The sequence below is a fragment of the Roseateles sp. UC29_93 genome, from assembly GCF_042695725.1.
Lineage (GTDB): Bacteria > Pseudomonadota > Gammaproteobacteria > Burkholderiales > Burkholderiaceae_C > Roseateles > Roseateles noduli_A.
In genome coordinates, this window is record NZ_CP170545.1 from 99,685 (window position 1) to 125,850 (window position 26,166).

The following is a 26,166-nucleotide window of genomic DNA, read 5'->3' on the forward strand; positions in this document are numbered from 1 at the left end:
GTCGGGCTCCGGAAATCGAAGTGGATCGGGAATGAACGTCAGTCTGACGATCCCCGAGCCATCCGTGAAATCACGTCTTCTCTGTCCTACCATCGATGGCATGGATACCAGCCGCCTCGACCTGAACCTGCTCGTGACGCTCGAAGCGCTGCTGACCGAGCGCAACGTGACCCGCGCCGCCGCGCGCCTCAGCCTGAGCCAGCCGGCGGTGAGCGCGCAGCTCGCGCGGCTGCGCGACGTCTTCGAGGATCCGCTGCTGCTCCCCGCGCAGCGCGGCATGACGCCGACAGCGAAGGCGCTGTCGCTGCTGGAGCCGCTGCGCCAGGCGCTGGATCAGGTGCGCGGCGTGGCGACTTCGCATCTGAACTTCGACCCGGCCACCGCCGACCTCACGGTCACGATCGCCGCCTCCGACTACCTGCAGGCGAGCGTCCTGCAGCCGCTGGTGCTGCGCCTGCGCCGCGAGGCGCCCAACGTGCGCATCGCCGTCCGGCACATGGATCCGAGCCAGCACGCCGCGCAGATGGCGCGCGGCGATATCGACCTCGGGCTGATGCAGCCCATCGAGGCCGCGCCCAGCCTGCGCATGCGCGCGCTGTTCCACGAGCGCTACGTGCTGATCGCGCGCCGGGGCCACCCGGCCCTGGACGGAAAGGTCGGCGGAAAGCAGAGCGGAAAACAGGCCGGAAAGCCCGGCGGCAAGCTGAGCGCCAAGGCCTTCGCCAAACTCGAGCAGGTCATCGTCTCGCCGGCCGGTGGCGCGTTCTCCACGCCGGTCGACCAGGCCCTGGCCGGACTCGGCCTGAAGCGTCAGGTCGTGCTCTCCGCGGCCTCCTTCCTCTTCGTGCCGGATATCGTCAGCCGCTCCGAGCTCGTGGCCCTGGTGCCCGAGCGTCTGGTCAAGGGCCGCGCGGCCGGCCTGCTGGTGCTCCCACCGCCGCTGCCGATCGACGGCTTCGACATCGCCATGGTCTGGCACGAGCGCAACCAGGGCCATGCCGCCCAGCGATGGCTGCGCGACCAGGTCCACGGCGTGGCCGCCTCTCGCGCAAAACCTGACACCGGCGGCGCCGAGTCGTGAAATCCGTCGCACCGCGGTGGGTACCTCCTGGCGTTTGCCCCCAAGGGCTCGCTCACATCCTGATACGAACATCCGCCCCGCGAGGTGTGAGCGGTCCCGCCACGAGGACCGCCGCCGCGCCCAAGGGAGAACCAGGATGGAACACGTCACCGGACCGACCGGATTCCGAAAGATCTATGCGGGCTGCGACCGCGCCATGCTGCTGATCCTGGCGGTCAGCTGGCTGCTGGCGCTGGGATTGGGCTGGCGCTACGCGCAGATCGGCCTCGCCGCGGGCCTGGGCACGACCCTCCTGGCGGGCGCCGCGCTGATCTACGCCGCCGCGCCCGGCGCCATCCTCACCCGGATGGCATTGACCACCGCGCAGGCGCTGATGGTGATGCTGCACATCCACCTCGGCGGCGGGATGGTGGAGCTGCACTTCGGCGTCTTCGTGACGCTGGCCTACCTGCTGATGTACCGCGACTGGCGCGTGCTCGTGCTCGGCGCGGCGCTCTTCGCGGTGCATCACCTGCTCTTCGACCGGCTGCTGGCCGCGGGCTTCGGCACCTATTGCCTGAGCGAGCCGGATTTCGGACGCATCGTGCTGCACGCCGCCTACGTCGTCGCGCAGACCGGCATCGAGCTGGTCATGGCCGCCCACATGCGCCGCAACACCAAGGAAGGCCTGGAGCTGCACGACCTCGTGCGCGCGCTCGGCAGCCGCGACGACCGCCTCGCGCTGGACGTCGGCCACGTGAAGGCCAGTACGCCGGCGGGCGTCCGCATCAAGGAATCGCTGCAACGGCTCAACGCGGCGATGGCCCGCGTGCGGGACGCCTCGCTGCACATCGGCAGCGCATCGACACAGATCGCCGCCGGCAACACCGACCTGTCGGGTCGCACCGAACAGGCGGCCGCCAGCCTGCAGGAGACGGCCGCCTCCGTGCAGCAGCTGGCCGCCACCGTGCGCCAGACCGCCGACGCGGCGCAGCAGGCCCGCGAGCTGGCGGATCAGGCCATGCGCGTGGCCGACGCCGGCGGTGGCGCCGTGACGCGCGTCGTCTCGACGATGGAGGAGATCCATCGCGCCTCGGGCCGCATCGCCGACATCATCGGCGTCATCGACGGCCTGGCCTTCCAGACCAACATCCTGGCGCTCAACGCGGCCGTCGAGGCAGCGCGCGCCGGCGAGCAGGGCCGCGGCTTCGCCGTCGTGGCGGCGGAGGTCCGCACGCTGGCGCAACGCTCGGCGCAGGCGGCCAGGGAGATCAAGTCGCTGATCGGTGCCTCGACCGAGCAGGTCGGCGCCGGCGCGACGCTGGTGCAGGACGCCGGTCGCACGATGGTCGACATCGTCGGCGCGGTCCAGCGCGTGGCCGCGCTGATCAACGACATCGCCGACGCCGCCAGCGAGCAGCGTCGCGATTTCGGACGCATCGACGCGGCCGTCGCGCAGCTCGACGAGATGACCCAGCGCAACGCGGCGCTGGTCGTCGAGTCCGCCTCGGCGGCCACGACGCTCGACGAGCATGCCAGCCAGCTGACGCGTGTCGTCGGCGCCTTCGACCTCGGCAAGGCGTAGCGAATCAACGACGCGGCGACGTCATCACAACGTACGTCAAACGCATGCATAACGCCTGCTTGACTTGAAGCTGTCAGCAAGCTGTCCAAGCCCCTGCAATGAGTCGTCGCTGCGCAGAAATGCGTACGACACGCGGGGGCCGCGCCGGAACCATGGGCACATCTCGATACCTCCCCGGTGTGCCATGACCCTCAACCGTTCGCTTGCACGAGGCCTGTTCCTCGCCGCGGTGGCCCTGTTCTTCGGACTGGGCGCCCTGCGTTATCCCATCGGCCGCATGGACCATGCCGGTCCCGGCATGTTCCCGCTGATGATCAGCGTCCTGCTGGGCCTGGTGGCGCTGTCCACCATCGTGCGCGGCATCGTCGCCGGCGGCCCCGGCCTCGAGTTCAAGGTCAAGAACATCGGCCTGATCCTGGCCGCGCTGTGCGCGTTCTCGCTGACCTCACGCTTCCTCAACATGTCCGCCGGCATCGTCGTGATGGTCTTCATCGCCACGGCCGCCGGCAGCAGCTACTCCTGGAAGCGCAACGTGGTGATCTCGATCGGCCTGCTGGCCATCGCCTTCGCCTTCCAGAAGTTCCTCGGCCTCAACCTGCCGCTGCTGTAAGGCACCGATCATGGAAATCCTGCACAACCTCGCCTTCGGCTTCGAGCACGCGCTGACCTGGCAGAACCTGATGTTCTGCGCGATCGGCTGCGTCGTCGGCACCCTCGTGGGCCTGCTGCCGGGCCTGGGCCCGCTGGCCACGATCAGCGTGCTGCTGCCGCTGACCTACTCCATCCCCGTCAACGGCGCGCTGATCATGCTCGCCGGCATCTACTACGGCGCGCAGTACGGCGACAGCGTCAGCGCCATCACGATGAAGATCCCGCATGCGAGCTCCATCGTGGCCTGCATCGACGGGTACCAGATGACCTTGAAGGGGAAGACGGGTCTTGCCCTGTTCACCGCGGGCATCTCGAGCTTCATCGGCGGCACCGTCGCCATCATCGTGCTGGCCTGCCTGGCGCCGACGCTGGGCGAGGTGGCCTTCCTGTTCGGCCCGGCCGACTACTGCTCGCTGATGCTGCTGGGCTTCCTCTGCGTGAGCTTCGTGACCACCGGCAGCCTGCTCAACGGGCTGGCGATGTGCCTGATCGGCGTGCTCTTCGGCCAGATCGGCACCGACGTCAACAGCGGCATGGAGCGCTACACCTTCGACATGCCCTTCCTCGCGGAAGGCGTGGGCCTGGTGAGCATCGCGCTGGGCTGCTTCGGCATCGCCGAGATCTCCAAGAACCTGGACGCCAAGAACGAGCGCACGCCCTTCAACGGCAAGATCCACCTGATGCCGACCTGGCCCGAGTTCAAGCGCATCATCCCGAGCGCGCTGCGCGGCAGCGTGGTGGGCTCGATCCTGGGCATCCTGCCCGGCGGCGGCCCGACGATCGCGCAGTTCGCGGCCTACGCCGTCGACAAGAAGGTCAGCAAGTACCGCCACGAGATCGGCGACGGCGCCATCGAGGGCGTGGCCGGCCAGGCCGCGGCCGACGAGGCGGCCGCGCGCACCAGCTTCATCCCGCTGATGAGCATCGGCATCCCGGAGAACCCGGTGATGGCGCTGATGATGGCCGCGTTCATCATCAAGGGCATCCAGCCGGGACCCAACATGATCGCCGGACACCCGGACATCTTCTGGGGCCTGGTCGCCTCGATGTGGGTGGGCAACGTGTTCCTGGTCGTGCTGAACGTGCCGCTGGTGCGCTACTGGCTGTCGGTCTTCAAGATCCCGTACAACGTGCTGTTCCCGTCGATCCTGTTCTTCTGCTGCATCGGCACCTTCAGCGTCAACAACAACCTGGACGACATCTTCGTCACCGCCGCCTTCGGCCTGGCCGGCTACATCTTCATGCGGCTGGACATGGACCCCGCGCCGTTGATGCTGGGCTTCATCCTGGGCCCGATGCTGGAAGAGAACTTCCGCCGCGCGATGCTGATCAGCCGCGGCCACTTCGACGTCTTCGTGCAGCGCCCGATCAGCGCGACGCTGCTGGGGATCATCTCGGTCTTCATCGTGTGGCAGTTCATCGCGTTCATCCTGGCCAACCGCAAGGGCGCCAAGCCGGCCGGCGGTCATGACGACGACGACACCAAGGGCAAGGACGGCGGCGGGGTGACGCCGCAGGTGGCTTGATTCATCCCCATCGGCGCGGCGCTCGCCGCCGCGCTGAGCGCATTCGGGCGCGCTCTTCCACCTTCAGCCGCCGGTCCCACGACCGGCGGCTTTTTTACGGGCGCGGCGGACGGCGGAATGCCGTCAGCGCCACCCCGCCGGCGCGCTCGTCCGAGGCGACCGCCGGCTCCGCGTTGTTGCCCGCGTACTGGCGCGGCGGCGGCAGTCCGCGGTCCTGCTCGTCCAGCGTCTGCAACTCCACGCCGCGTGAATGCAAGGGGTCGGTCCAGAACAGGTAGCTCGGCGCCGTCAGGCTGCCGACGATCAATTCGGTGAGCCAGTCTCCGGCCACCGGCGCGCCGGCACCGAAGGTCGGACCCACCCATCGCGCCATCGTCCGATCGTCCAGCAGCGAGTCGTAGAGCTGGTTGAGGCTCGCGACGAAGCAGCCCCGCGCGGCCATCGTGTCCCAGTGACGCTGCGAGCGCATCGCCTCGGGCAGGCTGGCCTGCCCGGTGCGCATGCGGACCTGCGTGCCGAAGCCATGACGGCAGGCGTGGTGCATCATCAACAGGGTCCAGAGGTCGAGCGCCTCGCCACCCCAGTTGGACAGGCCGCGCAGCGCGATGCCGCCGGGCAGCAACGCGTGCGCGTCCAGATCGAGATCGGGGGCGGCGCTGAACACGCGGCTCACCGCCAGCTGGTTGATCGCATAACCGAGCCCCGCCAGCGCGAGCGAGCTCCGCGTCGGACCGCTGTCGGGTTCGGTGAACATCGGCCAGCGCGCCTGGATGCTGTCGCGCATCAGCGGATAGAGCACCGCTTCCGCGAAGCGCGTGCCGGCGAACAGCATCGTGCCGGTCGAGGCACCGAGCGCGCACGCCTCCGCCGGCAACGCCATCAGCGCGACGCGCGTGGCGCGGGGAGTACCGCGTCGCCTCGCCGCGTGCCTCGTCGCGGATGAACAGCACGGCCTGGCCGACCACCGGGACCGCGAGCGCGCCGCAGGACAGCCAGGTGCGCGCCGCCTCGGACACGCCGTCGCTCAACGCCAGATCCAGCGCGCGGCCGACGGCCTGGCGCGCCATCGTGGGCAGCGCCACCGACGCGAAGTTGCGCGCGCCGCAGTGGGCGAGGTTGATCGCGGCCCGTCCCATCGCCGCGATGAACGCGCGCAGCCGGCCGCTGGGGCAGTCGCGGTCACGCTCCTGGTCGAGCGCCTGGGCCGCGGGCCCGCGCAGGTCCCGTGGCAGGTCCCGCCATTCGCCGTCGCGGACGAAGCGGTCCACCCCCTCGCCCGGCGAGCCTCGCACGACCTGCAGATCGACGCCGCGGACCAGTTGCCGGACCAGCACCGCGGTCTCGTCCACGCCGCGCGGCCCGAGAGCCTCGAGCGCGCCGTCGATCAGGAGCGCCTCCGACGTGGGGGAGCCCGGCGACGGTGGCGATGTCGGCAATGTCTCCGATATCGGCGGACTGCGGGACTGCCGGACGGAAGACGCAGCGGCGCGCGGGGTCGGCAGGATGGGCCGGGTGTCGTCGCCCCAGGAAGAAGCCGACGACGCCGTGGAAGTGAACGAGGCGGAAGGATGCATCGCCCATCAGTCCGGCGGTCAGGGGACGGGTTCTTCCCTCCTTCGGGCGTGGTCGGGCGACCGGAGGCTCCCGGCGGCGATGCAAGGGGGTCAGGCGGTGCCCAGCATCCCCTTCTGCTCGATGAAGGCCACCACCTCGTCCAGCCCGCTGAGGGTCTTGAGGTTGGTCATCACGAAGGGCCGCGTCGGCCGCATCCGCTGGGTGTCGGACCGCATGACCTCGAGATCGGCGCCGACATGCGGCGCGAGGTCGGTCTTGTTGATCACGAACAGGTCGCTCTTCGTGATGCCGGGCCCGCCCTTGCGCGGGATCTTCTCGCCGGCCGCGACGTCGATGACGTAGATCGTCAGGTCGCTCAGCTCCGGGCTGAAGGTCGCGGCGAGGTTGTCGCCGCCGGACTCGATGAACACGACGTCCGCGTCGGGGAACTGGACCAGCATGCGGTCGATCGCCTCGAGGTTGATCGACGCGTCCTCGCGGATCGCGGTATGCGGGCAGCCGCCCGTCTCCACGCCCAGGATGCGCTCGGCGGGCAACGCGCCGCTGATCGTCAGCAGGCGCTGGTCTTCCTTGGTGTAGATGTCGTTGGTGATCGCGACCAGGTCCCACTTGTCGCGCATCGCCTTGCAGAGCATCTCCAGCAGCGTCGTCTTGCCGGAACCCACCGGACCGCCGATGCCCACGCGCAACGGCGGCAGCCGCTTCATGCGGCCGGCGATGTGATGGAGGGCGGAAGCCGCGGTGGTCGAGGGAGAGGTCGTGCTCATGATCGGAACAATCGGGAGTACTGGGTTTCGTGGCGCGCCGCGAGGACGGACAGCATCGGCGCGAACAGCTGCCGCCGCGCGGGCGGCGTGGCGATGGCCTCGGCCACCGCGGCGGGGATCTCGGACGCGAGCCGCGTCAGCACGCGCTGGCCGGCGGTCTGGCCCAGCGGCACCGCCTTGAGGGCGGCCTGGACCTGGTTCTCGGCCCAGCCGAAGGCCTGCGAGAACAAGGCCTGCTCGACCGGGACATCGATCGTCGCCAGCGCGAGCGACATCACGAAGGCATGGGGCATCGGCTGGCCCTCGCCGCACTCGACGAGCAGCGCAAGCTGCCCGGGCGAGGCCATCGGCTGGCCGCGCAGCCAGACCAGCAGCGACTGCCCCATCTGCTCGCTCTGCAGGCGCGCCTCGGCGCCATCGCGCGTCGTGCGCAGCCAACGGGCGATCTCGCGCAGCGCGGGCTCGTCGCCGGCGCGCCAGGCCGTGATGCCCTGCGCGATCGCCGCCAGGTCGCCGCGCGCGAGCAGTCGCAACTGCTGGCTCAGCCATGCACCGGCGCTGACGTCGTCGTGCACGAGGCCGTGTTCGATCGCCGCCTCCAGCACCTCCGAATACGAGAACGCGCCGATCGGCAAGGCCGGCGACGCGAGCCAGGTCAGCCGCAGCTGCGGCGGGACGGGATCGGTGACGGGATCAGTGGTCGTGTCCACAGCCCGGGCCGTGCACGTGCGGGGCCGGAGCGGCCTGGATCGCGATGGTCTTCTTGGCCGCGGGCTTGTGGTCGTGCGCGTGGCCGTGGTCATGCGAATGCTCGTGGCCATGCCCACCGGCCGCGTACGCACCGCCCTCGGGCTCGAAGCCTTCCTCGACCTCGTTCACGATCAGGTGCATCGCACGCAGCATGTCGGCGAGCACGTGATCGGGCTCGATCTTGAGGTGATCCGGCTTCAGCTCGATCTGCACGTGGCGGTTGCCGAGGTGATACGCGGCGCGCACCAGGTCGAAGGGCGAGCCGTGCGCGGTGCAGGCGGTGATGCGCAGCAGCGCCTGCGGCGCCGCGACGACGCGGACCAGCGAGCCGTCCTCCGCCACCAGCACGTCGCCGCCGCGCACCACGGTGCCGCGCGGCAGGAAGACGCCGAGCTCGCGGCCCTGGCTGTCGGCGACCTGGAAGCGGCTCTTCTGGCGCGTGTCCCAGTCGAGCGTCACGGCGGCGGCGCGCTTGAGCAGCACGGGGGCCAGGCCGGCGCCCTGCGCCAGCAGTTTGGAAACTTGGATCATTCAGAACAGGAAGTAGCGCTGCGCCATCGGAAGCACCGAGGCGGGCTCGCAGTGCAGCAGCAGGCCGTCGGCGCGCACCGCATAGGTCTGGGGATCGACCTCCATCCGCGGGGCGTAGGCATTGTGGACCATGTCCTTCTTGCCCACGCCGCGGATGCCCTTCACCGCGACCGCGGTCTTGGCCAGGCCGTAGCGCTGCGGCACGCCGGCGGCGATCGCCGACTGCGACACGAAGCTCAGCGACGCCCGCGCCAGCGAGCCGCCGAAGCTCCCGAACATCGGCCGGTAATGCACCGGCTGCGGCGTCGGGATCGACGCGTTCGGATCGCCCATCGCGGCCATCGCGATCACGCCGCCCTTGAGGATCAGCGACGGCTTCACGCCGAAGAAGGCCGGCTTCCAGATCACCAGGTCGGCCCACTTGCCGACCTCGATGCTGCCGACCTCATGGCTCACGCCGTGCGCGATCGCGGGATTGATCGCCAGCTTGGCGACATAGCGCTTCACGCGGCCGTTGTCGTGGCGCTCGCTGTCGCCGGGCAGCTGGCCGCGCTGCTGCTTCATCTTGTGCGCGGTCTGCCAGCAGCGCAGCACCACCTCGCCCACGCGGCCCATCGCCTGCGAGTCCGAGCTGAACATGCTGATCGCGCCGAGGTCATGCAAGATGTCCTCGGCCGCGATCGTCTCCTTGCGGATGCGGCTCTCGGCGAAGGCCAGGTCCTCCGCGATCGCGGGGTCCAGGTGGTGGCACACCATCAGCATGTCGACGTGCTCGTCGAGCGTGTTGATCGTGTACGGCCGCGTCGGGTTGGTCGAGCTCGGCAGCACGTTGGCCTCGCCGACGACCTTCAGGATGTCCGGCGCATGACCGCCGCCCGCGCCCTCGGTGTGGAAGGTGTGGATCGTGCGGCCCTTGAAGGCGGCCACCGTGTCCTCCACGAAACCGCTTTCGTTGAGCGTGTCCGTGTGGATCGCCACCTGCGTGTCGGTGACCTCGGCCACGTCCAGGCAATTGGAGATCGCGGCCGGCGTCGTGCCCCAGTCCTCGTGCAGCTTCAGGCCGATCGCGCCGGCCTCGATCTGCTCGACCAGCCCTTCGGGTCGGCTCGCGTTGCCCTTGCCGAGAAAGCCGAGGTTCATCGGGAACGCGTCGGCCGCCTGCAGCATGCGTTCGATGTGCCACGGGCCGGGCGTGCAGGTGGTCGCGAAGGTGCCGGTCGCCGGACCGGTGCCGCCACCCAGCATCGTCGTCACGCCGCTGGCCAGCGCTTCCTCGATCTGCTGCGGGCAGATGAAGTGGATGTGCGAATCGATCGCGCCGGCGGTCACGATCGCGCCCTCGCAGGCGATGACCTCGGTGCCGGGGCCGATGATGATGTCCACGCCCGGCTGCGTGTCCGGGTTGCCGGCCTTGCCGATCGCGACGATGCGATGGTCCTTCAGGCCGATGTCCGCCTTCACGATGCCCCAGTGGTCGAGGATCAGCGCATTCGTCAGCACCGTGTCGACGGCGCCCTGCGCGCGCGTGCGCTGCGACTGGGCCATGCCGTCGCGGATCGTCTTGCCGCCGCCGAACTTCACTTCCTCACCGTAGCCGCCGGCGCGCAGGGTCAGGTCTTGCTCGACCTCGATGACCAGCGCCGTGTCGGCCAGCCGGACGCGGTCACCGACGGTCGGGCCGAACATCTCGGCGTAGGCACGTTTGCCGATGCGGGCCATCACAGCGCTCCCTGGATCAGGCCGCGGAATCCCCAGATCTCGCGGCTGCCGGCGTAGTCGACCAGCTCCACGGTGCGCTGCTGGCCGGGTTCGAAGCGCACGGCGGTGCCGGACGCGATGTTCAGGCGCATGCCCCGCGCGGCCTCGCGGTCGAAGACCAGCGCGCCGTTCGTCTCTGCGAAGTGGTAGTGGGAGCCGACCTGGATGGGCCGGTCCGCGCCGTTGACCACGGTCAGCACGAGCGTGCGGCGGCCCGGATTGAGCGCGAGTTCGCCGTCGTCGACCAGCAGCTCGCCGGGCGTCATGCGACCACCATCCGAGCGACCAGACCCAGGCCGAGCAGCGCGATCGCGCCGCCTGCGGCGCGCGACCAGACCGGCGCGAGCGAACGCAGCTTCAGCCCGAGGGCGAGACCGCCCGCATGCAGCAGCGCGGTCGCGAGCACCATGCCGGCGAGCGCGGCGCCGCCCTGCAGCTCGGCGCCGTGCGCCAGGCCGTGGAAGACCGCGAACGCGCCGACCAGCGCGGCCGACATCGTCGCGCCCAGGCGCCAGCGCGCGGCGGCGACCAGACCCAGCACCAGCACCGATGCGGCGACCATCGGCTCAACACCTGGCACCCGCAGTCCTTCGTCGGCCAGCGCGAGACCGACCAACGCGCCCGCCAGCAGCAGGCCCGCGAATGCGAACGGCGCGGCCAGCATGCGACGGCCGGTCTGCGTCAGCGCGCTCCACAGGCCGACGGCGAGCATCGCTGCGAGGTGGTCGAGGCCGGTGAACGGATGGGTGAAGCCTTCGCCGAAGGCGGCGCCGGCGCTCTGCGTGCCGTGGTCGTGCAGGCTGCCGTCGCCGGTGTGAGCGAACACGAAGACGGGGAGCACGGCGGCGACGGTCAAGGCGAGCGCCTGGAGGGCGGTCACGGCGGCGTCGGCGAAGGACGCGGGAAGGAGTCGTGCGGTCATCGCTGTCCTCAAGGGAATCAATGGATCGGGGGATCTGGGATCGGAGATCGGGGATCCGCGATCAGGGGATCGGCTGGTGGACGGTGACGAGCTTGGTGCCGTCGGGGAAGGTGGCCTCGACCTGGATGTCGGGGATCATTTCCGGCACGCCGTCCATGACGTCGTCGCGGGTGAGGAGCTCGCGGCCCTCTTTCATCATCTGGGCGACGGTCTTGCCATCGCGGGCGCCTTCCATCACGGCGGCGCTGAGGAATGCGACGGCTTCCGGATAGTTGAGCTTCAGGCCTCGCGCCTTTCGCCGCTCGGCGAGCAGCGCGGCGGTGAAGATCAGCAGCTTGTCTTTTTCGCGAGGCGTCAATTCCATGGTCTCCCCTCTCTAGCAAGCCCCATGCCGGTGCGGCGAGGCTGGCATGACTCCCTCTCCCGCTTGCGGGAGAGGGCGGGGGGTGAGGGTCAGCGAACTCGGCAGTCAGAGGGCTTCAGCACTTCCCCTGCCGCTGGCCCTCACCCCTACCCTCTCCCGCAGGCGGGAGAGGGGGTAAGAGGGTGGAGGAGCGCCACGCGCGTGGCGACACACCGGGGGTAAGAGGGCGGCGCACCACGAGCGTATCGAAGGCCGAGGGACCGGGGGCCGTTTCCGGAGGTCAAGGAGGGAATTCGACTGCCGGGAGGCAGTTGAAGGAGGGACACGGAGGAAACGGCCCCCGGTTCCTCGGCCGGCGCGCCCGGTCCCGGCATGTTTCGTGCATTTCCCAGGCACCCCGCCCATGGACGCCCCCTCCCTCCTCAGGACGCCCCGCAGCACATCATCAAGCTGCGGCGGGACTACAACGCCTGGGTGGCGAGGGAGACGCTGGAGGACTACGCGCTGCGCTACACGCCGCAGCGTTTCCGTCGCTGGTCGACCTGGCGGGTGGCCAACACGGCTTTCGGTGCGGCGTCCTTCCTGATCCTGGAGGCGGTGGGCGCGACGCTGCTGCTGCATTACGGCTGGACCAATGCCGCGCTGGCGATCCTGGCGACCGGGCTGATCATTTTCCTGGCCGGGCTGCCGATCAGCGTCTATGCGGCGCGGCACGGCGTCGACATGGATCTGCTGACGCGTGGCGCGGGCTTTGGCTACATCGGCTCGACGCTGACCTCGCTGATCTACGCGAGTTTCACCTTCATCTTCTTCGCCCTCGAGGCGGCGGTGATGGCTTATGCGCTGGAGCTGGCGCTGGACATCCCGCCGCAGTGGGGTTACCTGATCTGCGCGGTGGTGGTGATCCCGCTGGTGACGCACGGCATCTCGGCGATCAGCCGGCTGCAGCTGTGGACGCAGCCGTTGTGGCTGGCGCTGCTGGTACTGCCTTTCGCCTGGGTCGGGTGGCTTCATCCTGGTGCATTCGACGGCATCACGACCCAGATTGGGTCGCAGTCGGGCACGGCGGCCTTCGACGTGCACGCCTTCGGTGCGGCGCTGACCGTCGGCGTGGCGCTGATCACCCAGATGGGCGAGCAGGCCGACTACCTGCGCTTCATGCCCCGCCAGACGAAGGAGAACCGCCTGCGCTGGTGGGCCGCGGTGCTGGCCGGCGGGCCGGGCTGGATCGTGCTGGGGGTTCTGAAGATGCTGGGCGGCGCGCTGCTCGCCTACCTGGCCGTCAGCCACGCGGTGCCCGCCGAGCGCGCGGTCGATCCCAACCAGATGTACCTCGCCGCCTACGAGTACGTGTTCCCGCAATACGGCTGGGCGGTCGCGGTGACGGCGCTGTTCGTCGTCGTCTCGCAGCTCAAGATCAACGTCACCAACGCCTACGCGGGCTCGCTGGCGTGGAGCAACTTCTTCTCGCGGCTGACCCACAGCCATCCGGGCCGCGTCGTCTGGGTCGTGTTCAACACGCTCATCGCCTTCATGCTGATGTCGATGAACGTGTTCGAGGCGCTCGGGCATGTGCTCGGCCTCTACGCCAACGTCGCCATCGCATGGATCATGGCCGTCGTCGCGGACCTGGTGATCAACAAGCCGCTGGGTCTCTCGCCGCCGGGCATCGAGTTCAAGCGCGCCCATCTGTACGACGTGAACCCGGTCGGCGTCGGCGCGATGGCGCTGGCGTCGGTGCTGTCGGTGGCGGCGCACCTCGGGATGATGGGCGACCTGGCGCAGGCGTGGTCCGCGGCGATCGCGATGGTGACCGCGCTGGTCACCGCACCCTTGATTGCGTGGGCGACGAAGGGGCGCTACTACCTCGCACGTCCGCTGGCGGAGATCCAGGCCGCTGGGCTCCAGACGGAATCGGCCGAAGGCGTGCGCCGCTGCGTGATCTGCGAACGCGACTACGAAGGCCCGGACATGGCGCACTGCCCGGCCTATCGCGGTCCGATCTGCTCCCTGTGCTGCACGCTGGATGCGCGCTGCGGCGACCTGTGCAAGCCGCAGGCGAGCCTGTCCGCGCAATGGACCGCCGCGCTGCGCCGCGTGCTGCCGCAGCGCAGTTGGCGCTACATCGACACCGGCCTCGGCCACTACCTGCTGCTGATGCTGGTCCTCACGCCGCTGCTGGCCACGCTGTTCGGGCTGCTCTATCACCAGCAGCTGCAGCAGCTGCCGCTCATCGACGCCGCCGCGCAGGACGCGCTCCGCGCCAGCCTGAAGGCAGGCATGCTGAAGGCCTTCTTCGCGCTGCTGCTGGTGGCGGGCACGGTCGCGTGGTGGCTGGTGCTGGCGCATCAGAGCCGGGAAGTCGCGCAGGAAGAATCGAAGCGGCAGACGCAGGCGCTGATGCGCGAGATCGCCTCGCACCGCCGCACCGACGAGGCGCTGCAGGGCGCGCGCTTGCAGGCCGAGCGCGCGCAGGCTGCCGCCGAAGCCGCCAACCAGGCCAAGAGCCGCTACATCAGCACCATCAGCCATGAGCTGCGCACGCCGCTCAACAGCATCCTCGGCTACGCGCAGCTGATGGCGGCGGACGCGTCGCTGCCGCCGCAGCGGCGCCAGGCGGTGCAGGTCATCAAGCGCGGCGGCGAGCACCTGATGCAACTGATCGACGGCACGCTGGACATTGCGCGCATCGAGGCTGGCCGGCTCAGCCTGGAGCCCGCGCCGGTGCGCTTCGACGAGCTGCTGCGCGAGCTGGCCGACATGTTCGAGCCGCAGGCCGCGGCGAAGGGCCTGCGATTCCGCTTCGAGCCCCAGGGCACGCTGCCCGAGTGGGTCCGCGCGGACGAGCAGCGGCTGCGTCAGATCCTGATCAACCTGCTGGGCAACGCCATCAAGTTCACCACCGAGGGCGAGGTCACGCTGCGCGTGCGGCACGGCCGCGAGATGGCGACCCTGGAGATCGCCGACACCGGCCCCGGCATGGACGCAGCGGAACTGGCGCGCATCTTCGAGCCCTTCGCCCGGGGCACGAGCGGCGCCGGCGGCGCGCCGGGCGCGGGGCTGGGCCTGACGATCTCGAAGATGCTGACGGCGCTGATGGGCGGCGAGATGTCGGCGACCAGCGAGCCCGGCCGCGGCTCGACCTTCCGCGTGCGGCTGTTCCTGCCGGAGCTGCACGGCCGCATCTGGGACACGCCGCGCATGCGCCGCGCGGCGAAGGAGCGCCTCGGTCTGGACGGCGTCTCGCCGCGGGTGCTGATCGTCGACAACGAGTCGGACGACCGCCAGCTGCTGACCGAGTTGCTGGAGCCGCTCGGCTTCACGGTGCGCGACGCGTCGAGCGGCCACGATGCGCTGGACCTCGTCGCCGCCGGCTGGGTGCCGGACGCGGTGCTGATGGACCTGGCGATGCCCGGCATCGACGGCTGGGAAACGATCCCGGCGCCTGCGGCGCATGCTGGGCGAGCTCGGCGTGAACGCGCCGGCCGTGGCGGTGGTGTCGGCGAACGCCTTCGAGCGCGGCCAGGACAACGATGCCGGCATCTCCGCGCGCGACTTCATCCTCAAGCCGGTCCGGCACGAGTTGCTGCTGGACTGGCTGACCGAGCAGCTGTCGCTGTCCTGGCGCGTCGGGACCGAACGCGCGACGCCCGATCCGCAGCCGCCCGCCGAGCCGGTCGAGACGCCGCCGGCCGAGCGCCTGACCGGACTGCGCGAGGCGCTGCAGCTCGGCTACTACCGCGGCGTGCTGCAACAGCTCGATGCGATCGAGGCGGTCGATGGCGCATGGCGCCCGTTCTGCGAGGCGCAGCGCGCCTTGGCGCGGCAGTTCCAGTTCGAGGCGATGCTGCGCGGCCTGGCGCGCAGCGAGAACCCCGCGTGAGCGCGGCCATGACGGTGAGCGTGGCCGTGACCGCGACAGATGTTGGACGACCTGCGATGAACTCTTCGCTTCCTTCCGCCGTGGCGGCGCTGCTCGATCAGCAGCAAGGCGATCGTGTCCTGATGGTGGACGACGTGCCCGACAACCTGTCGCTGCTGCATGACGCGCTGGACGAGCACGGCTACACGGTCCTGGCGGCGACCAGCGGCGAGGCCGCGCTTGCCTGCGCGCAGCAGGGCCGGCCGGACATCGTGCTGCTGGACGCGATGATGCCGGGCATGGACGGCTTCGAGGTCGCACGGCGGCTGAAGGCGGACCCCGCGACGGCGCACATCCCGATCATCTTCATGACGGGGCTGACGGAGACGGAACACCTGGTCGCCGCGCTGCAGGCCGGCGGCGTCGACTACGTGACCAAGCCGCTGGACACGCGCGCGGTGCTGGCGCGGATGCAGGTCCACCTGCAGGGCGCGCGGCAGGCGCGGCAGACGCGCCAGGCGCTGGACGCCTTCGGCTACGCGAGCATCGCGGTGCGGGCTTCGTCGGGCCGCTTGCTGTGGCAGACGCCGCTGGCGCGCGAGCTGCTGCAGCTCTACTACGGCACGATCGCGCCGCAGACGCCGGCGCCGGTGCTGGCGTGGCTGCGCAAGACGCTCGACGAAATGGCGGCTCACACGCCCGCCGACGGCATGCCGCCGCAGGAGCCGGCGCGGCTGTGCGCCGAGCTCGGCGCGCGGCGCTTGAGCTTCCGGCTGCATCACTGCATCGGCGGCGAGGACACCCCCGGCGTGGCGGGCGTCGGTGCGGCGGCCGGCGGCGACTGGCTGATCGTGATGCGCGAGGTGTCGGACGTTGCGGTGATCCGCTCGCTGGGCCTGGCCTTCAGCCTCACGGCGCGCGAGGCCGAGGTGCTCTACTGGGTCGTCAAGGGCAAGATCAACCGCGACATCGGCGAGATCCTCGGCGCCAGCCCGGCGACAGTGAAGAAGCACCTGGAGCGCATCCACGCCAAGCTCGGCGTGGAGACCCGCACGGCGGCGGCATCGATGGCGCTCACCAGGGGTGAGGGAGATGCATCCGCAGTGGGAGGTGTGAGGATCCCTAGCCCCCTTCCTTCGCGCGCCGCCGCTGCATGACGCGTACATGAACCAACTGGACGGCACTCGTCGGAGCCATCGCCTGAATCAAGTCGGCGTCGATCGCATCCAGCACGTCGATGCCGAGTTCATGCCACGCGCGTCGGCCCGGAGAACTCCTGGCGAATCGCACGATCTGCTGGATCTTGTGTCCCACGCGCGAGGTGAATTCTTCGTCCCCGGAAGCGAGCAGGAAAAGCGCCGCCTTGACCACTTCGATTGCCCAACGAGCCTGCGTGACGACGTGCGCGCCCTTCATCTGCTCGCTCGCGAAGCCGACCGCGTTCTGCACGCGGGACTCCAGAAGGTCGAAGGGATCCATGACACGGATGTATGAATCCTCGGTCCACTTCACTGTCATCGCATTGCGCTTCACCCGCTGCGTGAATTCGACCGTCTTCTTCGGGGTGCTGGTCGTGTAGAGCTGATGCAGCACATCGATGTTGCCGAAAAGCCCCTTGCGCAAGGGCAGGCGCACCTGGGCAACCAGCGCGGTGAGCGCGGATGCCGGAGGCTTCTGGAAGTGGGCTCCGAGCCGATCCGCCAGTTCACCGGCCTGCTGGGCGGTCCCGAGGAAATCTGCATCGTTGGAGACCGACAACCCTCGCGCAGAGATACCGAATCTGCGCATCCAGAAGTGCAGCGCCTGACCGCCCACGAGCACCATGTCCTCTCCCGCGTTGACAAAGATGCGCTCGATCTGCGCATCGGTCAGCGGTGCCTCATCCTCAGGAAGCTTGGGCGAAGTGGCCATGTTCAGTAAGGCGAATCCAGGATTTCGACCTGCTTGATGCGCTTCGCGGAGAACCATCCCATCGCCATGCCGTGAACCTTCCCGGACCTGACGTTCTCCATGTCCTTCTTCTGCTTGGCGCGCTTCTCAGCCCACATCTGTTCGGCGGGAACGATCTTGCTGCTCAGCCGGCCCTTCGGTCGTCGCTCTTTCGAACCTGCCCCCGATTCGGCCTCCCCACGGAGCACTGAAACCATCTCATCTGTCGACAGTCCGGCGTCCTCAAGCGCTTTTCCCAGCCGCGCCCAGTGCTCGATCTGCTGAGCTGCGGAACGTGTCATGGCCTCGCCCTGCTCCTGGGCGGACTGAAAGAGTTCAGCACTGACGCGGACCGAATTCGATGACATGGGAACTCCTGTGGCAATTTGCCTCAGCCTAGCACTACTCGTCGTTCCTTCCCAGATCCGATGTGGCACGAGCGCCAAAGCCCCTTGCCGAACATTGACAATATCTCGCAACTCATAATGTTGCATGAAATCCAACAGCCAGCTGTCCGACGTCCTCCACGTGCTGCTGCACATGGCCGAGGGCGACGGCCCGTCCACGTCCGAATCGCTCGCCGCCGCGATGCAGACCAACCCGGTCGTGCTGCGCCGCCTGATGGGCGGCCTGCGCGAAGCGGGCTTCGTCGCGTCCGCGAAGGGCCACGGCGGCGGCTGGGTGCTGTCGTGTCCGCTCGACCGCATCACCCTTCGCGACGTGCATGACGCGCTCGGCGGTCCGTCGCTGGTGTCGCTCGGCTTCCGCGAGGAGCACCCGGAGTGCCTCGTCGCCCGCGCCGTCAACGACGCGCTCGGCAACGCCGTGCAGGAGGCCGAAGCGCTCCTGCTGAAGCGGCTCGGCGCGGTGACGCTGGCCACGCTGTCCCGCGACTTCCACCAGCGCATGGTCGAGCTCGGCCATGCGCCCCATCGGCTCGAGGAGCATCACCATGAAGATTGATTTCGCCGTCATCGGCGGCAGCTATGCCGGCATGGCCGCGGCCCTTCAACTGGCGCGGGCGCGTCGCCAGGTGCTCGTTGTCGACGCGGGGAAGCGACGCAACCAGTGCGTCGACGACCACGGCGGCGAGGCGCACGGCTTCCTGACGCAGGACGGGCGCGCGCCCGCTGCGATCGCGGAGGAAGCGCGCCGGCAGTTGCGGCTCTATCCGACCGTGCAGTGGATGTCCGGGCTCGCCGACGACGGACGCGTCGCGCCGGACGGCCGGCTCGAGTTCCGTGTGGGCGACGTCGCGGTCAGCGCCGGGCGGTTGATCCTCGCCACCGGTGTGCGCGACGAACTTCCACCGGTGCCAGGTCTTGTGGAGCGTTGGGGACGCAGCGTCTTCCATTGCCCGTATTGCCACGGCTACGAGCTGGACCAGGGTCGCATCGGCATCATCGCCGCGTCCCCCTTGGCGCAGCACCACGCGATGATGCTGCCGGACTGGGGCGTGCCGACGCTGTTCCTGAACGGCGCCTACGAGCCCAGCGCCGAGCACCTCGATGAATTCGCGCGCCGCGGCACGCGCGTCGAGCCCACGCCCATCACCCGCATCGACGGCTTCGCCGACGTCGTGCTGGAGGACGGCCGGACGCTGACGATGGACGGCCTCTTCACCCAGCCGCGCACGACGCCGTCGAGCACGATCGCCGCGCAGCTCGGCTGCGTCATGGAGGACGGACCGATGGGACCGTTCATCAAGGTCGGCCCGATGCAGGACACCAGTGTGCCCAAGGTCTTCGCCTGCGGCGACGCCGCCCGCGCAGCCGGCAGCGTCACCCTCGCCGTGTCCGATGGCGCGATGGCCGGCTTCGGCGCGCATCGCTCGACGATGTTCTGAAACGACGAAGGCCCCTTGCGGGGCCCTCGTCATTCAAACGCGGCGCTCAACACGCCAACACGCCCTCAAGGCAGCCGGATCCGCTCGCCCTCGCGCGCTTCCCGCGTCTGCTCCCGGCCGCGGCCGACCGTGAAGGTCACGCGCAGCGTCTTCTGCTCACCGTAGGCCGGATCGCGACCGGCCAGGTCGTTGTCGACACGGAGGTCGAGCACGCCGCCGCGGCTGGCGTTGCGGACCCGGTCCGTCACGTCGACCGTGCGGCCGCCGCTGCCGTAGGTGGCGCGCACGATGTTCAGGCGCTGGTCCTGGGACGGACCCTGTCCGCCGGGGTTGTAGCCGCCGGGGTTGGTGGCGCTGCCCGGACGGCCGTCCCAGCCGCCGTTCCAGCCGCCCTGGCCCCAGTCGCCGCGGCCCCAGCCCGTGAACTGGCCGCCGTCGATCCACGCGCCTTCGCGGTAGTCGAAGGTCCTCACCTGGCCGCTGCGGTCGCGGGCATAGATGCGCAGCATCTTCGTGCGGCCCACCGCCGGATCGTCACGGAACAGGTCGTTGGTCACGCGCACCTTCGCGTCGCGACGCGCCAGCTCGCGCAGGCGGGGCGTCACGTCGATGCTCGCTTCAGGCACGCCGTAACGCGCGCCCAGGATCGCGTAGGCGCCATCGTCGTGGCCGCCGCCTTCCCAGTTGCCGTTGCCGCCGCCCTGGCCCCACTCGCCGCCGCGCCAGCCGGTGAAGTCGTTGCCGTCGATGACGCTGCCCTCGCGGAACTCGAAGGTGCGGTTGTCGCCGTTGCGGTTGCGCGCGTAGATGCGCAGCGTCTTCGTCTGGCCGTAGGCCGGATCGTTGCCGAACAGCTCGTTGGTCACGCGCACGCGGTCATCGCGTCGCGCCAGGTCGCGCAGCCGGTCGGTCACGTCCATGTTGCGCTGCGCCGTGCCATAGCGCGCGTTCAGGATCTGCCACTGGCCGTCGTCGCGCGCCGCCCAGGCCGACGTGCCCGTCAGCATCGCCACCAGCAGCATCAGCGCCGCCAGCAGCGCCTTGGCCATCCGGCCCATCGCGCGGTCCGGCCGCGGGGCCGTCATCGTCATTGCAGTCATCGTCATCGCGGTACCTCCTGGTTCTTTCCTGTTGTTCGGAGTTCTTCTTGAGTCCTCGTCCCCGGGGAGGCAAGTGCCTCGCCCGGGGAAGGGGCAGCATGTTGCATCAACGGCGTGACACGATCGCCGGTGCACGCACACTTCTTCGAGGTGTTACGAGCGGTCACCACCACCGAACGTCGAGTCGAACCGTGAGTCAAAGCGCGAGTCGAACCCGGAGTCGAACTTCGAATCGAACCTCGACTCCGGTGCGTCGACCACCGGCGCATACATCACGTCCGAGCGCAGCACGTACTTGGTGCCCGAGGTCACGGGCGCGCCCTCATGCCAGGTGTCGTGGACGAAGACCAGCGCACCGCCGGTCCTGGGCCGCACGGCGAAGTCGCGGAAACCCGTCTCGCCGCCCTCGAAGCCCTCGTTCAGATAGACCAGGAAGCTCAGGCGGCTGACGAGCCCGTCCTCGCGCCACGGACCGTCCTTGTGCATCCGGAAGCGCTGGCCCGCCGTGTACTTGTAGAAGCGCAGTTCCCGGGGCAGGCCCACCGCGCGCGTGCCGTCGAGCTCCGGCAGCGGCAACTGTCGCAATCGTCCCCACAGGCGTTCGACCCAGGCGGCGCTCGCCACCATCGTCCGCTCGTTGTTGCGGATGTGGGCCAGCAGCTGCTGTCCCGCCTCCAGGCGGACCGTCGCGGCGTCGAAGCCGCTCTGCTCCGCCAGCGCGATCACCTCGGTGCATTCCTCGGGGGAGAGGAAACCCGGCACGGTGAAGACGCGGTCGTTGTGGGTCTGGATGTGCATGACCCATTCTCACCGCATGTACGCCATGTGCCGTATATGCCCCGCGTCCCCTCCTTCCTAGCATCCGCTCACTTCCCGAAGTCCTGCGAAGTCCATCCGAAGTCTTCCTTCCTCCACCGGAGCTCCCCATGTCCTCGCATCCGAAATCCTCCCGTCCCCAGCGCCGCCACGCGCTCAAGACCCTGGCCGTCGCCGGCGCGCTGACCGGCCTGAACCTGGCCGCCCTGCCCGCCTTCGCCGCCGACACCATCAAGGTCGGCGTGCTGCACAGCCTGTCGGGCACGATGGCGATCTCGGAGACCGTGCTCAAGGACACCGTCCTGATGGCCATCGACGAGATCAACGCCAAGGGCGGCGTGCTGGGCAAGAAGCTGGAGCCGGTGATCGTCGACCCGGCCTCCAACTGGCCGCTGTTCGCCGAGAAGACCCGCCAGTTGCTGACCCAGGACAAGGTCGCGGTGATCTTCGGCTGCTGGACCTCGGTGTCGCGCAAGTCGGTGCTGCCGGTGGTCGAGGAACTCAACGGCCTGCTCTTCTACCCCGTGCAGTACGAGGGCGAGGAACTCAGCAAGAACGTGTTCTACACGGGCGCGGCGCCCAACCAGCAGGCGATCCCCGCCGTCGACTACCTGATGAGCAAGGACGGCGGCGGCGCCAAGCGCTGGGTGCTGCTGGGCACCGACTACGTCTACCCCCGCACCACCAACAAGATCCTGCGCGCCTACCTGAAGAGCAAGGGCGTGAAGGACTCGGACATCGACGAGAAGTACACCCCCTTCGGCCACAGCGACTACCAGACCATCGTCGCCGACATCAAGAAGTTCTCGGCCGGCGGCAAGACGGCGGTGGTCTCGACGATCAACGGCGATTCCAACGTGCCGTTCTACAAGGAACTGGGCAACGCCGGCCTGAAGGCCAAGGACGTGCCGGTGGTGGCCTTCTCCGTCGGCGAGGAAGAGCTGCGCGGCGTGGACACCAAGCCGCTGGTCGGCCACTTGGCGGCGTGGAACTACTTCATGTCGATCAAGAACCCGACCAACGATGCGTTCATCAAGAAGTGGTCGACCTATGCGAAGGCCAAGAACCTGCCGGGCCACAAGGACAAGCCGCTGACCAACGACCCGATGGAGGCCACCTACATCGGCATCAACATGTGGAAGCAGGCGGTGGAGAAGGCCAAGTCGACGGACACCGACAAGGTGATCGCCGCGATGGCCGGCCAGACCTTCAGCGCGCCGTCGGGCATCACGTCCAAGATGGACGAGAAGAACCACCACCTGCACAAGTCGGTGTTCATCGGCGAGATCCGCGCGGACGGGCAGTTCAACGTGGTGTGGAAGACGCCTGCCCCGGTCAAGGCCAAGCCGTGGAGCCCGTACATCGCGGGCAATGAAGGCAAGCCTGACGAGCCGGCGAAGAAGTGATGCGGCGCGCCCTGCTCCTCGGATGGATCCTGGCGTTGTGCGGCCTCGCGCCCCTGGCGCAGGCGCTGACGCAGCCGCAGGCGATGTCCGTCGCGCAGGGCGAGACCGATGACCGCATCGCCGCGCTCGGCAAGCTCGTCGCGGCACCCGACGCACGCACCGCGGTGCTGCTGCAGGCGCTGTCCGACGAACGCGTGAAGCTCGCTCCCGATCGGCGCGTGCTGATCACGACCGACGCCGGCGTCGTCGACGCCGCGACCGGCGCATCGGTGACGCTGACACCGGACGCGCAAGCCGCGCTCGAGGACGTGATGCTCAACAACCGGCTGCGCGGCGAGCTCGATGGCGCGCTCGCCGGGCTGCGCCTGTCGAGCGCGGACAAGGCCGAACGCCTCGCCGCCGCGAAGGCGCTGATGGAAGCCGGCGGCGACGACGCGCGCGTCGCGCTGCTGGAGACCGCCATCACGAAGGAGCAGGACGCCACCGTCCTCGACGCCTTGAAGCTCGCCCGCGCGGCAGCGCTGGCCGCGAGCCCCGACGCCGCCAAGCGCCTCGCCGCCGCGAAGTTGCTCGGCGAATCGCACAGCCCCGAGACGCGGCTGCTGCTCAACCAACGCCTGTCCGACGAACAGGACCCCGAGGTCAAGCGCGCCTTGCAGCGCTCGCTGCGCGCCGTCGAGGACACCCTCGCCTGGGGCGAACGCCTGGGCGCGCTGTTCACCGGCATCAGCCTGGCCAGCATCCTGCTGCTGGTCGCGCTGGGCCTGGCCATCACCTACGGCCTGATGGGCGTCATCAACATGGCGCACGGCGAGCTGATGATGATCGGCGCCTACGCGACCTACCTGGTGCAGGTCGCCTTCCGCCAATGGCTGCCGGGCTGGTTCGACGCCTACCTCCTCGTCGCGATGCCCGCCGCCTTCCTCGCCTCGGCGCTGGTCGGCGCGGCGCTGGAACGCACCGTGATCCGCTGGCTCTACGGCCGGCCGCTGGAAACGCTGCTCGCCACCTGGGGCCTGAGCCTGGTGCTGATGCAGGCGGTGCGCTCGCTCTTCGGTGCGCAGAACGTCGCGGTGGAAAGCCCGTCGTGGATGGGCGGCTCGCTCGCGCTGCTGCCAGGACTCGCACTGCCGGCGAACCGGCTCGTGATCATCGTCTTCGCGCTCGTGGTGCTCGGCGGCATGTCGCTGCTGATCGCGCGCACGCGGCTCGGCCTGTTCGTCCGCGCCGTCACGCAGAACCGCCCCATCGCCTCCTGCATGGGCGTGCCCACCGCGCGCGTGGACACCTACGCCTTCGCACTCGGCTCGGGCCTCGCGGGCCTGGCCGGCTGCGCGTTGAGCCAGGTCGGCAACGTCGGCCCGGACCTCGGACAGAGCTACATCGTCGACGCCTTCATGGTGGTCGTGCTGGGCGGTGTCGGCCAGCTCGCCGGCACGGTGCTGGCGGCGCTCGGCCTGGGCCTGGCCAACAAGGCGCTCGAAGGCGTCGTCGGCGCGGTGCTGGCCAAGATCGCCGTGCTGCTCTTCATCATCGTCTTCATCCAGAAGCGGCCGCAGGGCCTGTTCGCGGTCAAGGGCCGCGCGCAGGAGTCCTGAATGCGCAGGGATCCCCTCATGACCGCGACCTCTCCCGCTTCCACCCCACCGCCCGCGGTCTCCGACACCGCGGCGTCCGCCATATCGCCAACCGCGCCGACCGCGCCGGCCGCGCCGCAGGCGGCACCCCACGCCGCCCTGCTGCTGCCGCAGCGCCCCGCCCTGCTGAGCGGCGCCGGCTGGGTCGCCGTGCTGGCCGCGTTGACCATCGCCTGCGTGCTGCTGCCGTCGCTGAACCTGCTCGTACCGGCCGGCCATCCGCTGCATGTGGACGGCTACTGGATCAGCCTGCTCGGCAAGTTCTGCTGCTACGCGATGTGCGCGCTGGCGATGGACCTGATCTGGGGTTTCGCCGGCATCCTGTCGCTGGGCCACGGGTTGTACTTCGCGCTCGGCGGCTACGCGATGGGCATGTACCTGATGCGCCAGATCGGCACCGACGGCCAGTACCGCAGCACGCTGCCGGACTTCATGGTCTTCCTCGACTGGAAGGAGCTGCCCTGGCACTGGGCCTTCAGCGACAGCTTCCTGGCCACGATGCTGCTGGTGCTGCTGGTGCCGGGCGGCATCGCCTTCGTCTTCGGCTTCTTCGCGTTCCGCTCGCGCATCAAGGGCGTGTACTTCTCGATCATCACGCAGGCGATGACCTACGCCGCGATGCTGTTCTTCTTCCGCAACGAGAGCGGCTTCGGCGGCAACAACGGCTTCACCGACTTCAAGCGGCTGCTGGGCCTGTCGATCACGACGCCGGGCATGCGGATGACGCTGTTCGTGCTGAGCGCCGTGGCGCTGGTGGGCTGCTACCTCGGCCTGCGCTGGCTGACGCGGGCGAAGTTCGGCCGCGTGCTCAGCGCGGTGCGCGACGCGGAGTCGCGGCTGATGTTCTGCGGCTATTCGCCGCTGCCCTACAAGCTGGCCGCGTGGGTGCTGTCGGCGCTGATCTGCGGTCTGGCCGGCGCGCTGTACGTGCCGCAGGTCGGCATCATCAACCCGGGCGAGATGAGCGTCGCCAACTCCATCGAGATCGCCATCTGGGCCGCGGTCGGCGGACGCGGCACGCTCGTGGGACCGATCGTCGGCGCCTTCGCGGTGAACGGCGCCAAGAGCTGGCTGACGCAGTTCGCGCCGGAGTACTGGCTGTACCTGCTGGGCGCGCTGTTCGTCGCGGTCACGCTGTTCATGCCGGACGGCATCGCGGGGCTGGTCAAGCGCAAGCTCGGGAAGAAGACCGACGGCCGGCCCGTCGACGGTGCCGAGGAGACGACGCCATGAATCCCGACCTGCTCGAACAGGGCGCCGAGCGCCTGCGCGCCGCGAGCGGCCCCGGCTACGGTCGCGTCGTGCTGCCGGGCCAGCTGGACCTGGCGCACGGCCGCATCCTGTACCTGGAAGACGTGTTCGTCAGCTTCGACGGCTTCCGCGCCATCAACGGCCTGTCCATCGACATCGCGCCCGGCGAGCTGCGTTGCATCATCGGCCCGAACGGCGCGGGCAAGACGACGATGATGGACATCATCACCGGCAAGACCCGGCCCGATACCGGCACCGTGTTCTTCGGCGGCACGATCAACCTGCTGCGCCACAGCGAGGCCGAGATCGCGCAGCTCGGCATCGGCCGCAAGTTCCAGCGCCCGACGGTGTTCGAGGCGCTCAGCGTCTACGAGAACCTCGAGCTCGCGCTGCAGGGCTCGCGCGCGCTGCGGGCGTCCTTGTGGGGTGTGCTGAGCGGCGCGCAGAAGGACCGGCTGGCGGAGGTGCTGACGCTGATCCGCTTGCAGGATCAGATGACGCGCCCTGCGGGGCTGCTGAGCCACGGGCAGAAGCAGTGGCTGGAGATCGGCATGCTGCTGGTGCAGGACCCGAAGCTGCTGCTGCTCGACGAGCCCGTGGCCGGCATGACCGACCAGGAGACCGAACGCACGGCGGAGCTGATCCTGACGCTGAAGGGCAAGCACAGCATCATCGTCGTCGAGCACGACATGGGGTTCGTCGACCGCATCGCGGAGAAGGTGACGGTGCTGGCCGAAGGCTCGGTGTTGGCCGAGGGCACGCTCGCTCAAGTGCAAGCCGACGAACGCGTGATCGAGGTGTACCTTGGGAGGTAAGGCCCTCCCCCTACC

22 protein-coding genes and 2 pseudogenes are annotated in these 26,166 nt (G+C 69.3%); 12 read left to right on the forward strand and 12 right to left on the reverse strand.

The features are described 5' to 3' along the window. The first annotated feature begins 100 nt into the window (after positions 1-100). From ACFJIX_RS00490 to ACFJIX_RS00505, 4 genes are all read left to right on the forward strand, one after another. A complete protein-coding gene (locus tag ACFJIX_RS00490) occupies positions 101-1,081 on the forward strand; it encodes a LysR family transcriptional regulator (RefSeq protein WP_377156935.1) in 981 nt (326 codons plus the stop codon). 136 nt (positions 1,082-1,217) lie between these two features. Then, entirely contained in the window at positions 1,218-2,645 is a 1,428-nt protein-coding gene (locus ACFJIX_RS00495; protein WP_377156937.1) for a methyl-accepting chemotaxis protein, read from the forward strand. A gap of 184 nt (positions 2,646-2,829) precedes the next feature. After that, on the forward strand, positions 2,830-3,255 hold the full coding sequence (locus ACFJIX_RS00500; RefSeq protein WP_377156939.1) for a tripartite tricarboxylate transporter TctB family protein: 426 nt from the start codon (positions 2,830-2,832) through the stop codon (positions 3,253-3,255). A gap of 10 nt (positions 3,256-3,265) precedes the next feature. After that, the gene (locus tag ACFJIX_RS00505; RefSeq protein ID WP_377156941.1) at positions 3,266-4,822 is read left to right on the forward strand and encodes a tripartite tricarboxylate transporter permease; all 1,557 of its coding nucleotides are present in this window, start codon (positions 3,266-3,268) and stop codon (positions 4,820-4,822) included. 94 nt (positions 4,823-4,916) lie between these two features. Here the strand turns inward: ACFJIX_RS00505 and ACFJIX_RS00510 are convergent, their stop codons facing one another. The 8 genes from ACFJIX_RS00510 to ACFJIX_RS00545 all read right to left on the reverse strand — a co-directional run bounded on the left by ACFJIX_RS00510 (position 4,917) and on the right by ACFJIX_RS00545 (position 11,489). After that, positions 4,917-5,702, reverse strand: coding sequence for a hypothetical protein (locus ACFJIX_RS00510; RefSeq protein WP_377156943.1), 786 nt, complete (start codon positions 5,700-5,702; stop codon positions 4,917-4,919). Positions 5,703-6,486: 784 nt separating this feature from the next. Continuing rightward, on the reverse strand, positions 6,487-7,164 hold the full coding sequence (gene ureG, locus ACFJIX_RS00515; protein WP_377156945.1) for an urease accessory protein UreG: 678 nt from the start codon (positions 7,162-7,164) through the stop codon (positions 6,487-6,489). Next, positions 7,161-7,874 carry an urease accessory protein UreF gene (locus ACFJIX_RS00520; RefSeq protein WP_377156947.1) on the reverse strand — a complete coding sequence of 238 codons (714 nt, stop codon included), beginning with the start codon at positions 7,872-7,874 and terminating at the stop codon, positions 7,161-7,163. Before ACFJIX_RS00520 ends, ureG begins: the two co-directional genes overlap by 4 nt. Then, positions 7,858-8,445, reverse strand: coding sequence for an urease accessory protein UreE (gene ureE, locus ACFJIX_RS00525; protein WP_377156949.1), 588 nt, complete (start codon positions 8,443-8,445; stop codon positions 7,858-7,860). Before ureE ends, ACFJIX_RS00520 begins: the two co-directional genes overlap by 17 nt. Next, complete coding sequence (gene ureC, locus ACFJIX_RS00530) at positions 8,446-10,164, reverse strand: urease subunit alpha (RefSeq protein ID WP_377156950.1); 1,719 nt, start codon at positions 10,162-10,164, stop codon at positions 8,446-8,448. It lies immediately after the preceding gene. Further along, positions 10,164-10,469, reverse strand: a complete 306-nt coding sequence (locus ACFJIX_RS00535; protein ID WP_297528887.1) for an urease subunit beta — start codon at positions 10,467-10,469, stop codon at positions 10,164-10,166. Before ACFJIX_RS00535 ends, ureC begins: the two co-directional genes overlap by 1 nt. Further along, on the reverse strand, positions 10,466-11,125 hold the full coding sequence (locus tag ACFJIX_RS00540) for a HupE/UreJ family protein (protein ID WP_377156951.1): 660 nt from the start codon (positions 11,123-11,125) through the stop codon (positions 10,466-10,468). The genes ACFJIX_RS00535 and ACFJIX_RS00540 overlap by 4 nt, the downstream gene beginning before the upstream one ends. A gap of 61 nt (positions 11,126-11,186) precedes the next feature. After that, a complete protein-coding gene (locus ACFJIX_RS00545) occupies positions 11,187-11,489 on the reverse strand; it encodes an urease subunit gamma (RefSeq protein ID WP_067283776.1) in 303 nt (100 codons plus the stop codon). Positions 11,490-11,861: 372 nt separating this feature from the next. Between ACFJIX_RS00545 and ACFJIX_RS00550 the strand changes: the two are divergent. Both ACFJIX_RS00550 and ACFJIX_RS00555 read left to right on the forward strand, forming a co-directional pair. Continuing rightward, positions 11,862-15,372: pseudogene (locus tag ACFJIX_RS00550) on the forward strand (ATP-binding protein). Between the two features lie 128 nt (positions 15,373-15,500). Next, positions 15,501-16,508, forward strand: a pseudogene (locus tag ACFJIX_RS00555) (response regulator); the annotation flags it as partial. On the opposite strand, the gene ACFJIX_RS00560 reads toward ACFJIX_RS00555, so the two are convergent. Together ACFJIX_RS00560 and ACFJIX_RS00565 are read right to left on the reverse strand one after the other, a co-directional pair. Next, positions 16,474-17,262, reverse strand: coding sequence for a hypothetical protein (locus ACFJIX_RS00560; protein ID WP_377156952.1), 789 nt, complete (start codon positions 17,260-17,262; stop codon positions 16,474-16,476). The pseudogene ACFJIX_RS00555 and the gene ACFJIX_RS00560 sit on opposite strands and share 35 nt — an antisense overlap. Positions 17,263-17,264: 2 nt before the next feature. Then, complete coding sequence (locus tag ACFJIX_RS00565) at positions 17,265-17,648, reverse strand: hypothetical protein (protein ID WP_377156953.1); 384 nt, start codon at positions 17,646-17,648, stop codon at positions 17,265-17,267. A 124-nt stretch (positions 17,649-17,772) separates the two neighbouring features. Here ACFJIX_RS00565 and ACFJIX_RS00570 point away from each other — a divergent pair, with 124 nt between their 5' ends. Next, positions 17,773-18,243 (forward strand): Rrf2 family transcriptional regulator, encoded by a 471-nt coding sequence (locus tag ACFJIX_RS00570; protein ID WP_377156955.1) that lies wholly within the window; start codon positions 17,773-17,775, stop codon positions 18,241-18,243. Continuing rightward, positions 18,233-19,126, forward strand: a complete 894-nt coding sequence (locus ACFJIX_RS00575; protein ID WP_377156956.1) for an NAD(P)/FAD-dependent oxidoreductase — start codon at positions 18,233-18,235, stop codon at positions 19,124-19,126. Before ACFJIX_RS00570 ends, ACFJIX_RS00575 begins: the two co-directional genes overlap by 11 nt. Positions 19,127-19,191: 65 nt before the next feature. On the opposite strand, the gene ACFJIX_RS00580 is transcribed toward ACFJIX_RS00575, so the two are convergent. Beyond that, positions 19,192-20,232 carry a hypothetical protein gene (locus ACFJIX_RS00580; protein WP_377156957.1) on the reverse strand — a complete coding sequence of 347 codons (1,041 nt, stop codon included), beginning with the start codon at positions 20,230-20,232 and terminating at the stop codon, positions 19,192-19,194. Positions 20,233-20,379: 147 nt separating this feature from the next. Then, positions 20,380-21,024: a prolyl hydroxylase family protein gene (locus ACFJIX_RS00585; RefSeq protein WP_377156959.1), complete on the reverse strand. Its 645-nt coding sequence runs from the start codon at positions 21,022-21,024 to the stop codon at positions 20,380-20,382. A 128-nt stretch (positions 21,025-21,152) separates the two neighbouring features. On the opposite strand from ACFJIX_RS00585, the gene urtA reads away from it, so the two are divergent. The 4 genes from urtA to urtD are packed head-to-tail and all read left to right on the forward strand — an operon-like array spanning position 21,153 to position 26,151. Continuing rightward, a complete protein-coding gene (gene urtA, locus ACFJIX_RS00590; RefSeq protein ID WP_377156961.1) occupies positions 21,153-22,448 on the forward strand; it encodes an urea ABC transporter substrate-binding protein in 1,296 nt (431 codons plus the stop codon). Further along, positions 22,448-24,046, forward strand: a complete 1,599-nt coding sequence (urtB, locus tag ACFJIX_RS00595) for an urea ABC transporter permease subunit UrtB (protein ID WP_377156963.1) — start codon at positions 22,448-22,450, stop codon at positions 24,044-24,046. The genes urtA and urtB overlap by 1 nt, the downstream gene beginning before the upstream one ends. 18 nt (positions 24,047-24,064) lie before the next feature. Continuing rightward, complete coding sequence (gene urtC, locus ACFJIX_RS00600; protein WP_377156965.1) at positions 24,065-25,318, forward strand: urea ABC transporter permease subunit UrtC; 1,254 nt, start codon at positions 24,065-24,067, stop codon at positions 25,316-25,318. Then, entirely contained in the window at positions 25,315-26,151 is an 837-nt protein-coding gene (gene urtD / locus ACFJIX_RS00605; protein ID WP_377156967.1) for an urea ABC transporter ATP-binding protein UrtD, read from the forward strand. The genes urtC and urtD overlap by 4 nt, the downstream gene beginning before the upstream one ends. The last annotated feature ends 15 nt before the right edge of the window (positions 26,152-26,166 follow it).

What these genes read in the sequence shown, in the direction of transcription:
- ACFJIX_RS00490 (WP_377156935.1), top strand. Translation starts at nt 101, where the DNA reads ATGGATACCAGCCGCCTCGACCTGAACCTGCTCGTGACGCTCGAAGCG.
- ACFJIX_RS00495 (WP_377156937.1), top strand. Translation starts at nt 1,218, where the DNA reads ATGGAACACGTCACCGGACCGACCGGATTCCGAAAGATCTATGCGGGC.
- ACFJIX_RS00500 (WP_377156939.1), top strand. Translation starts at nt 2,830, where the DNA reads ATGACCCTCAACCGTTCGCTTGCACGAGGCCTGTTCCTCGCCGCGGTG.
- ACFJIX_RS00505 (WP_377156941.1), top strand. Translation starts at nt 3,266, where the DNA reads ATGGAAATCCTGCACAACCTCGCCTTCGGCTTCGAGCACGCGCTGACC.
- ACFJIX_RS00510 (WP_377156943.1), bottom strand. Translation starts at nt 5,702, where the DNA reads ATGGCGTTGCCGGCGGAGGCGTGCGCGCTCGGTGCCTCGACCGGCACG.
- ureG (WP_377156945.1), bottom strand. Translation starts at nt 7,164, where the DNA reads ATGAGCACGACCTCTCCCTCGACCACCGCGGCTTCCGCCCTCCATCAC.
- ureE (WP_377156949.1), bottom strand. Translation starts at nt 8,445, where the DNA reads ATGATCCAAGTTTCCAAACTGCTGGCGCAGGGCGCCGGCCTGGCCCCC.
- ureC (WP_377156950.1), bottom strand. Translation starts at nt 10,164, where the DNA reads ATGGCCCGCATCGGCAAACGTGCCTACGCCGAGATGTTCGGCCCGACC.
- ACFJIX_RS00535 (WP_297528887.1), bottom strand. Translation starts at nt 10,469, where the DNA reads ATGACGCCCGGCGAGCTGCTGGTCGACGACGGCGAACTCGCGCTCAAT.
- ACFJIX_RS00540 (WP_377156951.1), bottom strand. Translation starts at nt 11,125, where the DNA reads ATGACCGCACGACTCCTTCCCGCGTCCTTCGCCGACGCCGCCGTGACC.
- ACFJIX_RS00545 (WP_067283776.1), bottom strand. Translation starts at nt 11,489, where the DNA reads ATGGAATTGACGCCTCGCGAAAAAGACAAGCTGCTGATCTTCACCGCC.
- ACFJIX_RS00560 (WP_377156952.1), bottom strand. Translation starts at nt 17,262, where the DNA reads ATGGCCACTTCGCCCAAGCTTCCTGAGGATGAGGCACCGCTGACCGAT.
- ACFJIX_RS00565 (WP_377156953.1), bottom strand. Translation starts at nt 17,648, where the DNA reads ATGTCATCGAATTCGGTCCGCGTCAGTGCTGAACTCTTTCAGTCCGCC.
- ACFJIX_RS00570 (WP_377156955.1), top strand. Translation starts at nt 17,773, where the DNA reads ATGAAATCCAACAGCCAGCTGTCCGACGTCCTCCACGTGCTGCTGCAC.
- ACFJIX_RS00575 (WP_377156956.1), top strand. Translation starts at nt 18,233, where the DNA reads ATGAAGATTGATTTCGCCGTCATCGGCGGCAGCTATGCCGGCATGGCC.
- ACFJIX_RS00580 (WP_377156957.1), bottom strand. Translation starts at nt 20,232, where the DNA reads ATGACGATGACTGCAATGACGATGACGGCCCCGCGGCCGGACCGCGCG.
- ACFJIX_RS00585 (WP_377156959.1), bottom strand. Translation starts at nt 21,024, where the DNA reads ATGCACATCCAGACCCACAACGACCGCGTCTTCACCGTGCCGGGTTTC.
- urtA (WP_377156961.1), top strand. Translation starts at nt 21,153, where the DNA reads ATGTCCTCGCATCCGAAATCCTCCCGTCCCCAGCGCCGCCACGCGCTC.
- urtB (WP_377156963.1), top strand. Translation starts at nt 22,448, where the DNA reads ATGCGGCGCGCCCTGCTCCTCGGATGGATCCTGGCGTTGTGCGGCCTC.
- urtC (WP_377156965.1), top strand. Translation starts at nt 24,065, where the DNA reads ATGACCGCGACCTCTCCCGCTTCCACCCCACCGCCCGCGGTCTCCGAC.
- urtD (WP_377156967.1), top strand. Translation starts at nt 25,315, where the DNA reads ATGAATCCCGACCTGCTCGAACAGGGCGCCGAGCGCCTGCGCGCCGCG.